The sequence below is a fragment of the Paracoccus broussonetiae genome, from assembly GCF_031854425.1.
In the GTDB taxonomy this organism is placed as follows: domain Bacteria; phylum Pseudomonadota; class Alphaproteobacteria; order Rhodobacterales; family Rhodobacteraceae; genus Paracoccus; species Paracoccus broussonetiae.
Window position 1 is genome coordinate 451859 of sequence record NZ_JAVRQI010000001.1, and the last position, 16766, is coordinate 468624.

Here is a 16766-nt window from a genome sequence, read left to right on the forward strand (position 1 = left end):
CCCTTCAGGCGGCTCTGGCGCCGGCAATGGCCGGGTCCAACGCCCCCGACGCGTAGCGTTTGGCCATCTCGTCCATCGGGATGACCCTGATGCGGCCGGCGTGGCCCGCCGTGCCGAAGCGTTCGAACCTGTCGCGACACAGCGCGGCCAGTTCCTCCATCGCGGGGATCAGGAACTTGCGCGGGTCGAATTCCTGCGGGCGTTCGCGGGCGACCTTGCGGAAATGCCCGGTCATGGCCATGCGGCAATCGGTGTCGATATTGACCTTGCGCACGCCGTGGCGAATGCCGCGCTCGATCTCCTCCACCGGGACGCCATAGGTCTGGGGCATCTCGCCGCCCGCCCCGTTGATGAGATCCTGCAAATATTGCGGAACGCTGCTGGACCCGTGCATGACCAGATGCGTGCCGGGCAGGCGCTGGTGAATCGCCTCGATCACATGCATGGCAAGAATGTCGCCATCGGGCTTGCGTGTGAACTTGTAGGCGCCGTGGCTGGTGCCGCAAGCGATCGCCAGCGCGTCGCAGCGGGTGCGCTGGACGAAATCGGCCGCCTGATCGGGATCGGTCAGCAACTGGCTGTGGTCCAGCTTGCCTTCCGCGCCAGATCCATCCTCGGCCGCGGCCTCGCCGGTCTCAAGGCTGCCCAGCACCCCCAGCTCGCCCTCGACCGACGCGCCGACCGCATGGGCGGCCTCGGACACCTTGGCCGTCACCGCGACGTTGTAATCGTAGTCGGCGGGCGTCTTCATGTCCTCCAGCAGCGAGCCGTCCATCATCACGCTGGTGAAGCCGTGGCGGATCGCCGACATGCAGGTACCAAGATTGTTGCCATGATCCTGATGCAGGCAGATCGGGATCGTGGGGTTCATCTCGGCCAGCGCCTCGACCATGCGGCGCAGCATGATGTCGCCAGCATAGGACCGTGCGCCGCGGCTGGCCTGCAGGATCACGGGGGCGTCGGCCTGCGCGGCCGCCTTCACGATGGCCAGCCCCTGCTCCATGTTGTTGATGTTGAAGGCGGGCACGCCATAGCCATGCTCGGCGGCGTGGTCCAGAAGTTGCCGAAGCGTGATCAGCGCCATCACTTTCCTCCCGTGATCAGTTGCTGGGCCAGGTCAGCCGCGGCCTCGGCCGTGATGCCGAAATGGCGATACAGCGCCGGGGCGGGGGCGGATGCGCCAAAGCCGGTCATCCCGATGAAGCCGTCACCGGGCCGCAGGAAAAGTCCGTCCCAGCCCTGCCGGATCAGCGCCTCGATCCCGATGCGCGGGGCCGCGCCCAAGACCTCTTCGCGATCGACCTGGGGGCGGGCGGCGAAAAGCTCGAAGCTTGGGGCGGACACCACGGCCGCGGCGACGCCACGCGCGACCAGAAGATCGGCAGCGCCCAGCGCAAGCTCGACCTCCGATCCGGTGGCGATCAGCGTCACGTCCCGCGGCCCTTGCGTCTCGCGCAGGACGTAGGCGCCTTGCCGCGTCATGTTCACGCGGGCGAGGTCACGGACCGTGGGCAGGTTCTGACGCGACAGGCATAGGACCGAGGGGGTGGCTGGCGCAGTCAGCGCGATTTCCCAGGCCTCGGCCGTCTCGATCGCGTCGGCAGGACGAAAGACCGTCAGGTTCGGGATGGCACGAAGGGCGGCCACATGCTCGACCGGCTGGTGGGTCGGACCATCCTCGCCCAGCCCGATGCTGTCATGGGTCATGACATGGACCACTGGCACCCCCATCAGCGCCCCCAGCCGGATCGCCGGACGGGAATAGTCGCTGAAAGCCAGGAACGTCCCGCCATAGGGGATGAACCCGCCATGCAGCGCGATCCCGTTCATGATCGCCGCCATGCCATGTTCGCGGATACCGTAATGGACATAGCGCCCGCCACGGTCTGCAGCCGTGATGGCCGCCATCCCCTTCGTCCGGGTATTGTTCGATCCGGTCAGGTCTGCCGACCCCCCGATGGTGTTCGGCAGTGTCGCGTTGACCACCTCCAGCGCCATTTCAGACGCCTTGCGGGTCGCGACAGAGGGCCGCTCGACGGCGATGCGTTCGGCATGTTCGGTGATGGCGCGGCGCAGTGCGGATGCGTCGGGCGCGGCCAGCATGGCAGAAAACCTGGGCTTCAGAGGGGAACGGGTCAGCCGTTCCTGCCATGCCGACCGCGCCGTCGCCCCCCGCGCGGAGACGGCGCGCCAGGAGTCGAGGATGGCTTGCGGAATTTCGAAGGGGTCATGCGTCCAGCCAAGATGCTGGCGGGCCGCCTCGATCTCGTCCTTGCCCAGCGGCGCACCGTGGACATCGTGGCTGCCCTGCTTGTTCGGGGCGCCATAGCCGATCACCGTGCGGCAGGCGATCATCGAGGGGCGGTCATCCGTCCGCGCAGCCTGGATCGCGCGGGCCACGGCCTCTCGGTCATGGCCGTCGACGGCCTGCACATGCCAGCCCGATGCGGCGAAGCGCGCCTGCTGATCGGTGCCGGTCGACAGGTCGGTCGCGCCGTCGATGGTGATGCGGTTGTCGTCCCAAAGCACGACCATCCGGCCGAGGCGCTGGTGCCCGGCGAAATCGATCGCCTCCTGGCTGACGCCCTCCATCAGGCAGCCGTCGCCGCAAATGACATAGGTCCAGTGGTCGACCAGATCGTCCCCGAAGCGGGCGTTCATCATCCGCTCGGCCAGCGCCATGCCGACGGCGGTGGTGATGCCCTGACCCAAGGGACCGGTCGTGGTCTCGATCCCCCGGGCGTGGCCGTATTCGGGATGACCGGCGGTGCGCGATCCAAGCTGGCGAAAGGCGCGCAGCTGCTCCACCGGCATGTCGTCATAGCCCAGCATGTGGTTGATCGCATAGACCAGCATCGAGCCGTGCCCGGCCGACATCACGAAACGGTCGCGGTCCGGCCATTTGTCATCGGCAGGATCGATCCGCATGAAGCGGTTGAACAGCACCGCCGCCACATCCGCCATGCCCATCGGCGCGCCGGGATGGCCGGATTTCGCGGCCTCGACCGCGTCCATCGCCAGCACCCGGATCGCGGTCGCCATCTGGGCTTCGGCGTCGGTTTCCATGCGCGTCATCTGGTTCATCGCGGCCACTCCTTCAGGCGCGTTTCGATTCGCTGACCATCCGCGTCACCATCGGCGTCAGGATCAGCTGCATCGCCAGGTCCATGCGCGGACCGGGAACGACGATGGAATTGGCGCGGCTCATCCACGAGCCCTGGATCATCGTGGTCAGATAAGGGAAATCGATGCCCCGTGGATTGCGGAAGCGGATCACCACCAGGCTTTCGTCCGGCGTCGGGATCCAGCGCGCGATGAAGGGGTTCGAGGTATCGACCACCGGGACGCGCTGGAAGTTGATGTCGGTCTGCGTGAATTGCGGGCAGATCACATGCACATAGGCGTGCATCCGGCGCAGGATCACGTCTGTCACCGCCTCGGTCGAATAACCGCGGCTGGCCTTGTCGCGATGGATCTTCTGGATCCACTCGACATTGATGACCGGGACGACCCCGATCTTCAGGTCGGCATGACCGGCGATGTCGATGCCATCGGTCTTCACGGCACCGTGCAGGCCTTCATAGAAAAGCAGGTCAGACCCCGGCTCGAACTCAGACCATTCGGTGAAGGTGCCGGGCGCGGAACCCCAGATTTCGGCCTCGCGCTCGTCATGGACATAGTGGCGGGTCTTGCCGCTGCCGCTCCGGGCATAGTCCCGGAAGGCCTCTTCCAGCCGCGGCAGCTCATTCGCGTCCAGGCTGAAATGGCTGAAAGTATGATCCCCTGCCTCGGTCCGGCGCGCCAGTTCGGCCTTCATCGCTGCGCGGTCATAGCGGTGGAAGGCGTCGCCCTCGATCGAGGCGGCCCTGATTCCCTCGCGCCGGAAGATCTGGTCGAAGGTATTCTTGATGGTCGTGGTGCCCGCGCCTGACGAACCGGTGACCGAAATGATGGGGTGCTTCCTGCTCATGTGTTCCTCTCAGGCACGGAAAAGGCCGCGATTGCCGAACAGCGCCGAAACCTCGGTTTCGGGCAGGTCGTGATAGGCGGCGATGCGGGCGACCTTTTCGGCCGATCCGAAGACAAAGGGCGAGCGCTGGTGCAATGCCTGCACCTGCTGGTCGAGCATCGGCTCGCAGGAATCCGACGCACGCCCGCCCGCCTGCTCAATCAGGAAGGCGATGGGACCGCATTCGTAAAGAAGGCGCAGGCGGCCGCGCTCATACCCTTTGCGGGCGTCGGCGGGATACAGGAACACGCCGCCCCGGATCAGGATCCGATGCGTCTCGGCCACCAGCGAGGCGATCCAGCGCATGTTGAAATTCGTCTCGCGCGGGCCGTCGATCCCGGCCAGGCAATCGTCGATGAACGCCCGGACCGGACGCGCCCAATGGCGATAGTTCGAGGCGTTGATGGCGAATTCGAACGAACAGTCGGGCATCATCAGCCGCGTGTTCTCGATCCGGAAAGCGTCGGTCGCGGGGTCCAGGACATAGTGCTGCACCCCGTCGCCGAAGCTGACCATCATCGCGCAGCGCGGACCATAGATGATGTAGCCCCCGCCGATCTGCTGGCGCAGGGGTCGCAGGAAGCTGGCTTCGGCCGTGTCCTCGGCCGGATAGATCGCGAAGATCGAGCCGATCGAGACGTTGGTGTCGATGTTGGATGAGCCATCCAGCGGGTCCATCGCCACGGCAAGCACCCCGGCGGGATCGACCTCGATGGCGTGGTCCTGCTCCTCCGAGACCAGCCAGCGAACTCCGGTCCCGGCCAGCGCCTCGCGGAACATGTCGTCGGCGAGCACGTCCAGCGCCTTTTGTCCGTCGCCATCCGAGTTTCTGCCCACCGCCGCGCCCAGATCGCGTCCACCGCGGATGATCGCGGCCAGCCTGGCACCGGTTTCGGCGATGGCCTGCATCATCGGGCGGAATTCGGCCGGAATCCGGCGACTGTCGATGCTTGTGGCGGTCATCGGCCCCTCCCTTGGCGCGCTTCCCACCTTCTTGTTGACACGGCTAAATTTTAAGGAACATTTAAAAAACTGGAAGTTTCTTTCGGAAAACCTGAATGAACAGGATCGACGCCGTCACCTTGCGCCAGTTGCGCGCCCTGCGCGCCGTCATCGACAGCGGCTCGCTGACGGGAGCGGCCGGCGACCTGGGTCTCAGCCCGCCCGCCGTTCACGGCCAGCTTCGCGCGCTTGAGGATCTGATGGCCGCGCCCCTGGTCCTGCGCGGAGAGCATGGCGCCTTTCTGCCCACCGACGAAGGCCGCGCCATGCTGGAGGCCGAGGCCCAGATCGCGGTCGCGCTGGAAACCTGTGCCCGCCGCGTCGCCGCGCTGCAAAGCGGCCATACCGGGAACGTGTCGCTGGGCGTGGTCTCGACCGGCAAGTATTTCGCCCCGCGCCTTGTCGCAGACCTGCGCCGCGCCCTGCCAGAGGTCGAAGTGACCTTGCGCATCGGCAACCGCGACACCGTCATCCAGTGGCTTGGGGCGCGCGCGGTCGATCTTGCCATCATGGGGCGACCGCCCCGCAGTCCCGCCGTCGTAGCCGAGCCGGTCGGCCCCCATCCCCATGTCATCGTCGCGCCGCCCGGACATCCGCTGGCGGATGCCGATCCCGCGCTGCCGCAGGATCTTCTGGCCGAGACCTTCCTGGCGCGAGAGCGCGGCTCCGGCACGCGGATCCTGATGACGCGCTTTCTGGACCGGATCGGCGACGGGACACCTTGGCGCATGGTCGAGATGGGCACCAACGAGACCATCAAGCAGGCCGTCATCGCGGGACTGGGGATCGCGCTGATCTCGCTTCACACCGTGACAGAGGAATTGCGGGCGGGGCGGCTTGTCTCGATCAGGGCCATCGGCCTGCCGATCCAGCGCAGCTGGTTCCTGCTGCGGCGCGAGGATACGCCGCTTTCCCCAGCCGGGCAGCGCGTGCATGACCATGTCCGCGACATGAACGGATCCTTCCTGCCCCGCGTCTGACGGCCCCCCTTGGGGTTTTCCGTCCAAGGCCTATATTGGGGGCAACGCGCGCCGCCGCTTGGCCCGGTCGCGCCCCTCATTCCGAAGGACAAATGATGGCTCAAACAAAGGATCTTTCCTGGGACGACTGCGTGTTGCCCTTTCAACTGGAAGCATCGGGGGTGCGCGGGCGCGCAGTCCGGCTGGGTCCGACCCTTGAACATATCCTGTCGCGCCACGACTATCCGGTCGCGGTCAGCGCCATGGTGGCCGAACTTGTGGCATTGACGGCGCTGATCGGTCCCACGATCAAGCTGCGCTGGAAACTGTCGCTGCAGGTTCGGGGCAATGGTCCGATCCGCACCATCGCCACCGACTATTACGCCCCCGAGACCGAAGGTGCCCCCGCCCGCATCCGCGCCTGGGCCAGCTTCGACGCCGAGCGCCTGTCCTCGGACCAGCCCGGTTTCGAGCAGGTGGGCGAAGGCTATTTCGCCGTGCTGATCGACCAGGGTCCGGGCATGACCCCCTATCAGGGGATGACGCCGCTGGACGGGGGATCGCTGTCGCGCTGTGCGCAGACCTATTTCCAGCAGTCCGAACAGCTGCCGACCCAGTTCGAGGTGACGGTCGGCCGCTCGCGTCTGGCCGGTGACAGCGCCGAGCATTGGCGCGCGGGCGGGATCATGTTGCAGACCCTGCCGGCGCAAAGCCATGCCGCGCCCGAAGACGGTGCGGAACTGGAATCGGCCGACATCCTGCAAGGCGCCGAGTCCGAGGACTGGAATCGCGCAACCATGCTGATGGGCACGGTTGAGGCGATCGAGCTGGTCGATGCCGGCCTGCCGCTGCCGAATCTGGTCTATCGCCTGTTCCACGAGGAACAGCCGACGGCCTTCCACCGCCAGGACCTGCATTTCGGCTGCTCGTGCAGCCCCGACCGGGTGCGTGGCACGCTGTCGATCTATTCCGCCAAGGACATCGCGCACATGACGACCGAGGACGGAATCGTGACCGCCGACTGCCAGTTCTGCGGCGCGCATTACGAATTCGACCCGCGCAGCCTGGGCTTCGAGGCGACCGTGGACAGTCAGGGCAAGCCCCTGCCCCCTGCCCAGCAAGCGGCGCAATGACATGCTGACCGCGCCGCAGACGCTGCTGCGCGACCAGCTTCGAAGGGCGCTGTCGACCCCAGCGGCGCCCTCGTCCGACTATGACCTGGTGCAAGCGGCGCCCCCGGCCGAGGTGGAGCTGCGCCCCGCCGGCGTGCTGGCGGCGTTTGACAGGCAGGGCCGGCTGGTGCTGACCAAGCGCGCCAGCAGCCTGCGCCATCACCCCGGACAGATCGCGCTGCCCGGCGGCAAGGTCGATCCCGGCGACGCAGACGAGGTCGCGGCCGCCTTGCGTGAGGCGCATGAGGAAATCGGCCTTGATCCCGCGCAGGTCGAGATCCTGGGCAGCCTGCCCCCGCACCGCACGGTCACGAATTTCGCCATGACCCCCGTCCTGGGGTTGATCCGCGGCGAGTTCACCCCCCGGGCCGAGGCCGGGGAGGTCGAGGAAATTTTCACCGTTCCCTTTGCGCATATCGCCGATCCCGCCAGCTATCGCATCGAACGCCGACTGTGGCGTGGCGACTGGCGGAACTATTACGTCGCGCCTTATGGCCCGTATTACATCTGGGGGGCGACGGCGCGGGTCTTGCACGCGCTGGCATTGCGGCTGGCGGCATGACCCGGATCGAGGCCCCCTTTCTTCACGACCCCGCGCTGCGCCGGGTTCTGGCCGCGCTGAGCGATGCGGGGCATCAGGCGCTGGTGGTCGGCGGCGCGGTCAGGAACGCCCTGCTGGGCGAGCCGATCGCGGATGTCGATATCGCCACCTCTGCCCTGCCCGACGACACGCGGCGGCTGACCGAGGCGGCGGGGTTGCGCGCCGTGCCCACGGGTGCCGAACATGGCACCATCACCGTCGTTGCCGATAGCAAAGGCTTTGAGGTCACGACATTTCGCCGCGATGTCGAGACGGACGGGCGCCATGCCGTCGTCGCATTTTCGGACCGGATCGAGGAAGATGCGCTTCGCCGCGACTTCACCATGAACGCGCTTTACGCGGATGCCTCGGGGCAGGTGCTGGATCCGGTCGGCGGCCTGCCCGACCTTGTGGCCCGGCGGCTGCGCTTTGTCGGAGACGCCCGCGCCCGCATCGTCGAGGATTACCTGCGCATCCTGCGCTTCTTCCGCTTCCATGCCCGCTATGGCGCGAAAGGTGCGGCCGATCCCGCCGCGCTGGCGGCCTGCGCCGCGCTGGCGCCGGGCCTTGATGGCATCTCGAAGGAACGGATCGGGGCGGAAATGCGCAAGCTTCTGTCCGCACCGGACCCGGTCGAGGCCGTGGCGATGATGGCCGATGCAGGCATCGTTGCGCGCATCCTGCCGGGGTCGCGGCCCGATGCCCTGCCTGCGCTGATCGCTGCCGAGGTTCAGGCGGGCGCGTCGCCCGACTGGCAGACCCGGCTGGCCCTGCTTGCCCCCGCCAATCCGGTCCATGACCTGCGCCTGTCGCGCGAGGAAGCCCGCGCGCAGGAACATCTGGCAACTGCCCTGACCCTGCCGCTGCCCGAGGCCGCCTATCGGCTTGGCGCGAGAACCGCGCGCCGCGCCGCGTTGATCCGCACCGCGCAAGGCGCCGCCTTCCGCCCGGACTGGCAGGAACGGATCGATCGTGCGGCGGCCGCGCGGCTGCCCCTTGCGGCTCGGGACCTGATGCCGGAACTGTCCGGACCCGCCTTGGGCGAGGCCCTGCGCGAGGCCGAGATTGCCTTTGTCGCCAGCGACTTCACCCTGCCGCGCGATTCCCTGCTGCGGATTGCGCTGGACCGGTCCGGCGAGATGAAAGGTTGACCGCGAGATGCATGACTACTTCGCCCGCATGATCGACGCCTTCCGTCCGGCCGATGGACCGCCACCGCGCAGGCTGATGGCCTTTTTCCGCTGGTGCCTGTCGGGTGCCTGGCCGGGGCTGACGCTGGCGGCCATCGCATCGGCGCTTGGCGGGGTTGCGGATGTCATCTCGGCGATCCTGCTGGGCTGGGTGATCGACGCCGTGGTCGTGACCCCCGCCGACCAGATCTGGGCGCAGCATGGCGGGCTGATCATCGGCTTCGTCCTGTTCTTCCTTGTCGCCCGCCCCGCGATCTTCGGCCTGTCCACCGCCAGTTCCAGCGTCATCATCGGGCCGAACGTGCTGCCGCTGGTCCTGTCGCGGCTGCATCGGTGGACGATGGGTCATTCCGTCACATTCTTCGACAACGACTTTGCCGGGCGCATCGCGCAAAAGCAGATGCAGACCGCGCGTGCAGTGACTGACGTCGCCTCGGAAATGGTGAACGTCGTCGCCTTTGCGCTGGCCTCGGTGCTGGGGTCGGCGGCGTTCCTTGTCTCGATCGACGGCTGGGGCGCGGTCGCGCTGCTGGTCTGGCTGGCCTCCTATATCGTGCTGATCCGCTTCTTCCTGCCGCGGATCCGCACGACCTCGGCCGGGCGGGCCTCGGCACGGGCGATGGTGACCGGGCAGGTCGTGGACACGATCACCAATATCAAGACCGTCAAGCTGTTCGCCCATGCCGATCACGAGGATCGCGCCGCGCTTGGCGCGATGGCGGGCTTTCGCGAACGCGCGCTGGATTTCGGCCGCGTCAGTTCGTGGTTCCGCCTGTCGCTGATGGCTGTGGCCGGGGCGCTGCCGGTGATCCTGGTCGGCGGCACCATGCTGTTGTGGCGCGAAGGGCTCGCCACTGCCGGCGACATCGCGGCCTCGGGTGCGATCGCAATGCGGCTTGCGCAGATGACCGGTTGGGTCAGCATGGCCCTGATGGGGGTCTGGGGCAGCATTGGCGAGGTCGAGGACGGGATGCAGACCCTGTCGCCGCCCCACGGCCTGACGGACGCGCCCGATGCGCTGGTCCTGGGCCGGGTCGCGGGCCGGATCGATTTCGACCATGTCGATTTCGCCTATGGCCGGACCGAAGGCGGTATTCGCGACCTGGACCTGCATGTCGCCCCCGGCGAGAAGCTGGGCATCGTCGGTGCCTCGGGCGCGGGCAAGTCGACGATGGTGTCGCTGTTGCTGCGGCTTTACGACGTGGAACGCGGCGCGGTCAGGATCGATGGCCATGACATCCGGCAGGTGACGCAGGAAAGTCTGCGCCAGAACATCGCGATGGTCACGCAGGAAACCGCGATGTTCAACCGCTCCGCCCATGACAACATCCTGTATGGCCGTCCCGATGCCACCGAGGCAGAGGTCATTGCCGCCGCGACCGCCGCCGAGGCGCATGAGTTCATCCTGAACCTGCGCGACCATGCCGGGCGTAAGGGCTATGACGCCCATCTGGGCGAGCGGGGCGTGAAGCTGTCGGGCGGGCAGCGGCAGCGGATCGCGCTGGCCCGCGCCCTTTTGCGCGATGCCCCGATCCTGGTGCTGGACGAAGCGACCAGCGCCCTTGACAGCGAGGTCGAGGCGCAGGTCCAGGACGCCCTGCACCGTGCCATGCAGGGCAAGACGGTGCTGGCGATCGCCCACCGGCTGTCCACCATCGCCGAGCTTGACCGCATCGTCGTGATGGAGGCCGGGCGCATTGTCGAGCAGGGCAGCCATGCCGAGCTGCTGGCACTTCAGGGCACCTATGCCCGCTATTGGAACCGCCAGTCGGGCGGATTCCTGGGAACTGACGAAGACGAGACGACCGAGGCTGCCGAGTGACCACCTGGAAGATCGAGCGGCTGGGCCGCAAGGGCGACGGCGTCGCCCTGACCGAAGACGCACGTGCGCTGGCCGCGCTGACCCTGCCCGGCGAGGTGATCGAGGGTGAGGACATCGATGGACGCATCGCCGCACCCCGCATCCTGTCCCCCTCCGCCGATCGGGTCCGCCCGGCCTGCGCGCATTACCGCTCCTGCGGTGGCTGTTCGCTGATGCATGGCTCGGACGCGTTCGTTCGCGACTGGAAGGTCGGCGTCGTGACCGAGGCCCTGCGCGCGCAGGGGCTGACCGCGCCGGTGGCGGGTGTCCATGTCTCGCCCCCCCGTTCGCGCAGGCGGGCGGTCCTGTCGGCGCGGCGCACGAAAAAGGGCGTGCTTCTGGGCTTTCACGCCCGTGCCTCGGACATCATCGTCGACATTGCGGATTGCCATGTCCTGCGCCCGGCCATCCAGGACGCACTGCCGCTGCTCCGCCAGATCGTCACGACCGGGGCATCGCGTGCCGGTGAGCTTTCGCTGACCGTGACCGAGACGACCTCGGGGCTTGATGTCGCGGTCACGGGGGGCAAGCCGCTTGACCCGCCGCTGTTCGAGGCGCTGGCTGGTCTTGCTGACCGGGGCGATCTTGCGCGGCTCAGCTGGGGCGACCAGTCGATCACGCGGCGTCCGCCGATGGTTTCCTTTGGTCGCGCCAGCGTCGTGCCGCCGCCCGCCGCGTTTCTTCAGGCCACGGCCGAGGGAGAGGCCGCGCTGGCCGGCGCCACCCGCAGCATCGTCGGGGATGCTGCGCGCGTCCTTGACCTGTTCGCGGGCTGCGGCACCTTCACCCTGCCTTTGGCCGAACGGGCCGAGATTCATGCCGTCGAAGGATTGGCCGCGCCCCTTCAGGCGCTGCAGGCTGCTGCGCGCAAGACTTCGGGATTACGTCGAATCACCACCGAGACCCGCGACCTTGCCCGCCGTCCGCTATTGGCGGACGAGCTGGAATATGACGCGATCGTGATCGATCCGCCACGGTCCGGGGCCGAAGCGCAGGCGCGTCAGATCGCCCTTACCCGTGTTTCGCGGCTGGCCTGGATCAGCTGCGATCCTGTGACTTTTGCAAGGGATGCGCGGATTCTCGCCGAGAAGAACTGGACCATCACACGGCTTTTCATCGTCGATCAGTTCCGCTGGTCGCCCCATGTCGAAACCGTGGCGGAAATTCGCCGAAGCTAGCCCGTTGGCGGCCCCTGTGCTATCTCATCCCCCAAGAAGCGGTGCAGAGGCACTCTGAGGGCAGTGATGATACGGGCAATTCGCGCAGGGATCGCGGTCATCGCGGTTTTCTTGCTGGCTAACTGCGGCGGTGACAGCGCGCAGCCGCGCAGCAAGTTCAAAAGCTATAACGGTCCGCCGGTGACTCAGGTCGTCGTCAAAAAGGGCGAGCGCAAGATGTACATGGTCAGCGGCACACAGGTGATCGCCAGCTATGACGTCAATCTTGGCAACCAACCGGTGGGCGCAAAGCAGTTCGAAGGCGACGGCAAGACGCCCGAGGGCATGTATTTCATCGATCGCAAGAACCCGCGCAGCCGCTATCACCTGTCGGTCGGGATCTCTTATCCCGCGGCCAAGGATATCGCCTATGCCGCCTCGATGGGATTGCGGCCGGGCGGGGACATCATGATCCACGGGCTGGGACCGGATGGACGGATGCTGAACCGCCCGGACTGGACCGCTGGCTGCATCGCGGTCAACGATGAAGAGATCGAGGATATCTTCGCCATGCTGAACACCGGCGTTCCCGTCTTCATCTACCCCTGACGGAACGACCGCGTCCCGGCAGACAAAGGAAAAGGCCCCGGAGTTCCGGGGCCTTCCTCATTTCCGGGCATCGCCGGGCATGGCCCGGCGATCCGGCCGTCACTGGGTCGAGGCCATCGCGAAACCACCAGGCGCCGCCGGCGCGGCCATCGAGTTGGAACCGGTCAGCAGCACCCACCAGATCTTGCCCGACGGCTCCTGATACCAGCCGATGCCGAAATCGCTGACGCTGGGGTCCATGATGACATCGCGGGTATCGCGGTTCTGCATCCAGGCGTTCAGCGTGGTGATCTCGTTCTCATAGGTTTCCGAGATGTTCTCACCCACCAGATGCGCGGTATAGCCTTGGCGCCGGACCCGGTCGAGCGGCGAGGAGCCGTCCGAACCGAAATGCCAGGCGCGGTTCTGCGCCGACATGTCGCGGGCATGGGCCTTGGCAGCGGCGTCCAGCATCGGGTTTTCCGTGACCGGCGTTGCGCCGACATTGGCGCGCAGCTGGTTGATCTGACCGGCAAGGCGCGCGGGGATCTGGGCTTCTTCGCGCGGCGTGATCTTGTAGGCCACGGGGATGGGCTGACCATCGGGGCCAAGCTGCGGCTGCTGCTTCTGGCAGGCGGTCAGCGCAAGAACGGAGACCAGCGCAATGGTTGCAAATTTCATCATGTCGTTCTGTCCCGGAGAAGATTTTGCGACAGCCATACAAAAGCGTGTGACTGCCTTCAAACCCAAGATTGCGTGAGCGCAACAGCCTGAGGCTCTGTTGCGACAATGACGCTTGTTTGAATTGCGCGCGACTTCGGGGGCGCGTAAGGCCCAAATCCATAAGCTCATCGCAAATCGGGCAGAGAAGGCCGCTTGAGGCGGCTCGGAACAAATTCAGGAGCGACAGATGATCACGCCGAAAAATCCGGTCTCGCGCCGGAAATTTCTGACCACCTCGGTGGTGGTCGGGGCAGCCGGGCTTGCAGCGCCGGCCATCGCCCAGCAAATCGACCCTTATACCGGGCAGCCGTTGCAGGGGACCGGCGGGGGCGCCACGCCCGACGCGGGCATGGTCCAGTACGACCAGACGCAGGATTCGCGCCGCAACATCTCCAGCTTCCGGATGCAGGACTGGCAGCCCTATTTCAGCAGCCTGACCAATGGCGCGATTCTGGTCGACCTGACCTCGCGCGCGCTGCATTTCTGGTCCGAGGACCAGTCGGTCTACAAGCTGTTCCCGACCTCGGTTCCGGTCAGCAAGGATTTGACCCGCACCGGTCGGACCGAGATCATCAAGAAGGTTGTCGGCCCGACCTGGTCGCCGACGCCCGAGATGAAGAAGCGCAACCCCGAATGGCCGGATTTCGTGCCCGCGGGTCCGGACAACCCGCTTGGCACCCACGCGCTGTGGCTGAGCTGGCAGTATTACCGCATCCACGGCACCCACGACACGCGCAAGATCGGCCGCAAGTCCTCGAACGGCTGCATCGGCCTTTACAACGAACACATCAAGCAGCTTTACGACCTGACCACGGTCGGGACGCAGGTGCTGCTGATCTGAGCGAGACGCTCAACCCGGACAGGAAAGGCCCCCGAGGGGGCCTTTTTCATATCCAGCCGCCAAGGTTCTCGGCGATGATCGAGGTCAGCACGTCCAGATGCGAAGGCTCAGCATTGAGGCAGGGGATATAGGTGAACTCCTTGCCCCCGGCATGCATGAAAGCCTCGCGGATCTCGCCCTGAACCTCCTCCAGCGTTTCGACGCAATCGGCCGAGAAGGCAGGCGAGATCACGGCGATCTCGGTGATCCCGCGCCGTGCCAGGTCGGCGACATGTTCCACCGTATAGGGACGCAGCCACTCTTCCTTGCCGAAGACCGACTGGAACGAGGTGTCGATGACATCGCTGTCCCAGCCCAGCCGCGCGCCCAGCAACCGCGAGGTCTGCTGGCAATGGCAATGATAGGGGTCGCCCTCGGTCAGGTAGCGTTTGGGCATCCCGTGATAGCTGGCGACCAGCTTGCGCGGCACCGCGCCCCCCAAGGCGCGCGTGACCGAGCCCGCCAGCGCCTCGATATAGTCGGGTCGAGCGAAATAGGGGGCGACGGTGCGGGCGGCAGGCTGCCATTTCTGCTGCATCAGCGCCCGAAAGAACTGATCGTTGGCCGTGGCCGAGGTCGCGCCGGCATATTGCGGGTAAAGTGGCAGGAACAGGATCCTGTCGCAGCCCGCCTTGACCATCCGGTCGACCACCGAAGGGGTCGAGGGATTGCCGTAGCGCATGCAGTAATCGACCATCACCCGGTCGCCCCAAAGGGCGGTGGCCCGCTCACGCAGGCCCGCCACCTGCTGCTTGGTGATGGTCATGAGCGGGCTTTCATTCGCCTCGTTGTTCCAGATGCTGCGGTAATTCGCCCCCGAGCTGAACGGCCGCTTGGTCAGGATGATGCCTTGCAGGATCGGCTGCCATTTCCAGCGCGGCAGGTCGATGACCCGTTCATCCGACAGGAACTCGTTCAGGTAGCGGCGCATCGACCAATAGTCGGTGGCATCGGGCGTCCCCAGATTGGCGATCAGAACGCCGATCCGCCGGGCCGGGATCGCGGGATGGTCGTCGGGCGCGTGTTCGGGACGGGTCATTCCTGCGGTTTCCTCATGCTCGCAAGGGCCTCGGCCAGCGGCATCTTGGCCGAACCGGGCCGCAGGGGGCGTTGCTGACTGGCATCTGGTGCCCATCCGGTCAGGAAGACCAGGTCGAAGGTCGCCCTGATCCGCCCGGCATTCGCCGGATCGGGATGGGATTCGGCATAGATCGCGGCCGCGCGCATCAGCACCTCGCGGCGCGTCGGGTGGCGCAGGCGACCGGACAGGGCGTTCCCCTCGCCCATGCCGCGCAGGTCATGGGCTAGGTGGAACAGGTCGCGATAGCTGACATGACGGGTGATCTGGTCGGCGACCGGCAGCGCCAGACCGGCGCGCCCCAGAAGCCCGCCAAGGTCACGGATCTCGGCCATCGGCACGACGCGGGGCGAAAGCCCCCCCGTCACCTCGACCTCGGCCCGCGTCAGCGCTTCGCGCAATTCGTTCAGGCTGCGTCCGCCGGGACAGGCCGCGACGAAAAGCCCGTCAGGCCGTAGCGCGCGGGCACATTGCACAATCTGGCCGACGGGATCCTCGGCCCAGTGCAGCGCCATCGCGTGGATCACCAGGTCATGCGCGCCAGGTTCAAGATCCAGCTCGGGCTGATCGGGCACGATCTTCGCCCCCGGGATGGCTCTGGACCAGAAGCCGGGCATCCCGGTCACGACGGCCACGTCGCTAAACCTTCTGTTTACCTCTTCCCGCCTATCCTCGATCTCGTCGGCGACGAGTCGGTGCAGGAAATCGACAGGACCGGCGCTGATGGCGCGGGCGCGGTTGCGTTCAAGCGCGGCGCGGTCCGTTAGGCCGGGAATGGAGCTGTTTCGGATGGCTGTCATGGGGGCGCACAATAGGGGGCTTCGCGGGCTGATGAAAGGCGCATTGCGGCTGGTTTATCCACCCCAATGCCTGTGCTGCGCGAAGCCGGTTTCGGACGAAGGCGGCCTGTGCCCGGACTGCTGGGCCGAGGCGCAGTACATCTCGGGCACCTGTTGCACGCGCTGTGGCGCCCCCTTACCGGGCGCCGGGCTGGAGGAGGATGAAGACAGCCTGATCGTCTGCGACGACTGCCTGCACCTGCCCCGACCCTGGCTGCGGGGACGCGCCGCGCTTGTCTATCGCGGAACCGGGCGCAAGCTGGCCCTGATGCTGAAGCATGGCGACCGCCCGGACCTGGCCCCGGCGCTGGGGGACTGGGTCGCGCGCGCAGCAGATCCACTGATCCGGCCAGACATGGTGATCGTGCCCGTCCCGGTCCATCTGCGCCGGCTTGCGCGGCGGAAATACAATCAGGCCGCGCTGCTGTCGGAACGCGTGGCCCGCGTACATCATCTGACCCACCTGCCCCATGCCCTGCTGCGCCGGCGCGACACCCCGATGCAGGATCACGGAACCGTCGGCGACCGCTTCGCCAATGTCGCACAGTCAATGCAGGTGGCGTCGCGCGCTGCCCCGATGATCGAGGGGCGGACGGTCCTGCTGGTCGATGACGTCATGGCCTCGGGGGCGACGCTTGCCGAAGCGGCGGGGGTGCTGCGCGATGCGGGTTCCGGCCCGGTTTCGGTCGTGGTTCTGGCGCGCGCGGTCAAGGATACCTAGATAGGAG

Annotated in this window: 16 protein-coding genes; 9 read left to right on the forward strand and 7 right to left on the reverse strand. The window is 66.6% G+C overall.

Features of this window, described 5'->3' with window-relative positions; genetic code table 11:
* Nucleotides 1-4: 4 nt before the first annotated feature.
* Genes fba through RM190_RS02350 form a run of 4 tightly spaced genes read right to left on the reverse strand, consistent with a single transcriptional unit; the run spans nt 5 to nt 4972 of the window.
* Complete coding sequence (fba, locus tag RM190_RS02335) at nt 5-1084, reverse strand: class II fructose-bisphosphate aldolase (protein WP_311757762.1); 1080 nt, start codon at nt 1082-1084, stop codon at nt 5-7.
* Nucleotides 1084-3075 carry a transketolase gene (gene tkt / locus RM190_RS02340; RefSeq protein ID WP_390907813.1) on the reverse strand — a complete coding sequence of 664 codons (1992 nt, stop codon included), beginning with the start codon at nt 3073-3075 and terminating at the stop codon, nt 1084-1086. The genes fba and tkt overlap by 1 nt, the downstream gene beginning before the upstream one ends.
* A 22-nt stretch (nt 3076-3097) precedes the next feature.
* Nucleotides 3098-3970, reverse strand: a complete 873-nt coding sequence (locus tag RM190_RS02345; RefSeq protein WP_311757764.1) for a phosphoribulokinase — start codon at nt 3968-3970, stop codon at nt 3098-3100.
* Nucleotides 3971-3979: 9 nt separating this feature from the next.
* Nucleotides 3980-4972, reverse strand: coding sequence for a class 1 fructose-bisphosphatase (locus RM190_RS02350; RefSeq protein ID WP_311757765.1), 993 nt, complete (start codon nt 4970-4972; stop codon nt 3980-3982).
* 95 nt (nt 4973-5067) lie between these two features.
* Here RM190_RS02350 and cbbR point away from each other — a divergent pair, with 95 nt between their 5' ends.
* The 7 genes from cbbR (at nt 5068) to RM190_RS02385 (ending at nt 12539) form a co-directional block, all read left to right on the forward strand.
* Nucleotides 5068-5991, forward strand: coding sequence for a LysR family regulator CbbR (cbbR, locus tag RM190_RS02355; RefSeq protein WP_311757766.1), 924 nt, complete (start codon nt 5068-5070; stop codon nt 5989-5991).
* A gap of 95 nt (nt 5992-6086) precedes the next feature.
* Nucleotides 6087-7103 carry an Hsp33 family molecular chaperone HslO gene (hslO, locus tag RM190_RS02360; protein WP_311757767.1) on the forward strand — a complete coding sequence of 339 codons (1017 nt, stop codon included), beginning with the start codon at nt 6087-6089 and terminating at the stop codon, nt 7101-7103.
* A 1-nt stretch (nt 7104) separates the two neighbouring features.
* Nucleotides 7105-7704 (forward strand): CoA pyrophosphatase, encoded by a 600-nt coding sequence (locus tag RM190_RS02365; protein WP_311757768.1) that lies wholly within the window; start codon nt 7105-7107, stop codon nt 7702-7704.
* On the forward strand, nt 7701-8873 hold the full coding sequence (locus RM190_RS02370) for a CCA tRNA nucleotidyltransferase (protein WP_311757769.1): 1173 nt from the start codon (nt 7701-7703) through the stop codon (nt 8871-8873). The genes RM190_RS02365 and RM190_RS02370 overlap by 4 nt, the downstream gene beginning before the upstream one ends.
* Nucleotides 8874-8880: 7 nt before the next feature.
* On the forward strand, nt 8881-10734 hold the full coding sequence (locus tag RM190_RS02375) for an ABC transporter ATP-binding protein (protein ID WP_311757770.1): 1854 nt from the start codon (nt 8881-8883) through the stop codon (nt 10732-10734).
* Nucleotides 10731-11951: a class I SAM-dependent RNA methyltransferase gene (locus tag RM190_RS02380; protein WP_311757771.1), complete on the forward strand. Its 1221-nt coding sequence runs from the start codon at nt 10731-10733 to the stop codon at nt 11949-11951. The genes RM190_RS02375 and RM190_RS02380 overlap by 4 nt, the downstream gene beginning before the upstream one ends.
* Nucleotides 11952-12017: 66 nt before the next feature.
* Nucleotides 12018-12539, forward strand: a complete 522-nt coding sequence (locus RM190_RS02385) for a L,D-transpeptidase family protein (RefSeq protein ID WP_311757772.1) — start codon at nt 12018-12020, stop codon at nt 12537-12539.
* Nucleotides 12540-12638: 99 nt separating this feature from the next.
* Here the strand turns inward: RM190_RS02385 and RM190_RS02390 are convergent, their stop codons facing one another.
* Complete coding sequence (locus RM190_RS02390) at nt 12639-13202, reverse strand: CAP domain-containing protein (RefSeq protein WP_311757773.1); 564 nt, start codon at nt 13200-13202, stop codon at nt 12639-12641.
* A gap of 226 nt (nt 13203-13428) precedes the next feature.
* Between RM190_RS02390 and RM190_RS02395 the strand changes: the two genes are divergently transcribed.
* Entirely contained in the window at nt 13429-14082 is a 654-nt protein-coding gene (locus RM190_RS02395; protein WP_311757774.1) for a L,D-transpeptidase, read from the forward strand.
* Between the two features lie 46 nt (nt 14083-14128).
* On the opposite strand, the gene hemH is transcribed toward RM190_RS02395, so the two are convergent.
* Complete coding sequence (gene hemH, locus RM190_RS02400) at nt 14129-15160, reverse strand: ferrochelatase (protein WP_311757775.1); 1032 nt, start codon at nt 15158-15160, stop codon at nt 14129-14131.
* A complete protein-coding gene (locus RM190_RS02405) occupies nt 15157-15999 on the reverse strand; it encodes a methyltransferase domain-containing protein (protein ID WP_311757776.1) in 843 nt (280 codons plus the stop codon). Before RM190_RS02405 ends, hemH begins: the two co-directional genes overlap by 4 nt.
* Before the next feature lie 31 nt (nt 16000-16030).
* Between RM190_RS02405 and RM190_RS02410 the strand changes: the two genes are divergently transcribed.
* Nucleotides 16031-16759: a ComF family protein gene (locus RM190_RS02410; protein ID WP_311757777.1), complete on the forward strand. Its 729-nt coding sequence runs from the start codon at nt 16031-16033 to the stop codon at nt 16757-16759.
* Nucleotides 16760-16766: the final 7 nt, after the last annotated feature.